Annotated in this window: 1 protein-coding gene and 1 pseudogene; both read right to left on the bottom strand. The window is 26.4% G+C overall.

What is annotated here, in order from left to right; all coding sequences use genetic code 11:
• Positions 1–128: 128 nt before the first annotated feature.
• The gene (locus G6042_RS00745; protein WP_211161602.1) at positions 129–620 is read right to left on the bottom strand and encodes a hypothetical protein; all 492 of its coding nucleotides are present in this window, start codon (positions 618–620) and stop codon (positions 129–131) included.
• A gap of 165 nt (positions 621–785) precedes the next feature.
• Positions 786–906 (bottom strand): annotated as a pseudogene (locus tag G6042_RS00740) (tyrosine-type recombinase/integrase); the annotation flags it as partial.

Raw genomic sequence — 906 nt, 5'->3', positions numbered from 1 at the left:
ACAACTTTGAATTATAACTAAAAAACAAACTTCCTTAAAATAGCTTCTAAAGAGGTTATTTTTTATAAATATTTTAAAATTTTAGTTTTTTATTGAGGTTGTGCAACAGTTACCGCTGTTAGTGGTAGTTATTTTGATTGATAATTTGGTATTAGTTTTTGAATCAATTTTTGGCCAGAAATGAAACCTATTTCAATCACTTTACTTTTTGTACTGTCGGAGAACACCTTAATGTTTGCAAAAGTTTTTTCTTCATTAAAATATATGGTGGCGTTTCTGTTTTCTAATTTTGAATGGAAATGAAATTTAGGATTGATTTCACTTGCATATTTGTGAAATTGATCATTTGTGATGCCTTCCTTTTCATTTTTTATAGATATAAGTTTCGCAATGTTTTCATTATTATAAAGAAAAGTGATTGTGTCGTTTTTTTTATTAGGTATTTTACTTTCTTCTAGGTAATCTCCTTGTTTTTGTGAACTCAAAATACTTCCTTTAAATTTTTTATCATTAGCATCTTTGCTAATATCTATTTGAGAATACGATATTGAAAATGAAAGAAAACAGAAAAATAAAATCAAATACTTTGAACTTTCGAAACCAGTTTTTTTTGCGCCCATAATTTTCAATTTGTTACATTAAGTTATTAAATTTTCCGAATAGTTTGGCTAATTACCGCTAACTAGTTTATAGGTCTGATAAAACAAGACCTATACATCCAAAATTGGGAAGACAGGTCTGACTAGCATCAGACTTTTTCTTTTCTGTAAATATATAAATAAAACTTATAAATCATCAAAAGGACTTTTTATTTGCTGAATATTTTTTGTACTAACGTGTGTATAAATTTCAGTTGTTTTACTGCTATTATGTCCTAATAATTCCTGAATATATCTTAAATCGGTT

This window comes from Flavobacterium solisilvae (assembly GCF_012911605.1).
Taxonomy (GTDB): domain Bacteria; phylum Bacteroidota; class Bacteroidia; order Flavobacteriales; family Flavobacteriaceae; genus Flavobacterium; species Flavobacterium solisilvae.
Note: the sequence above shows the minus strand (reverse complement) of the source record. Positions and strands in the feature narration are given on the sequence as shown.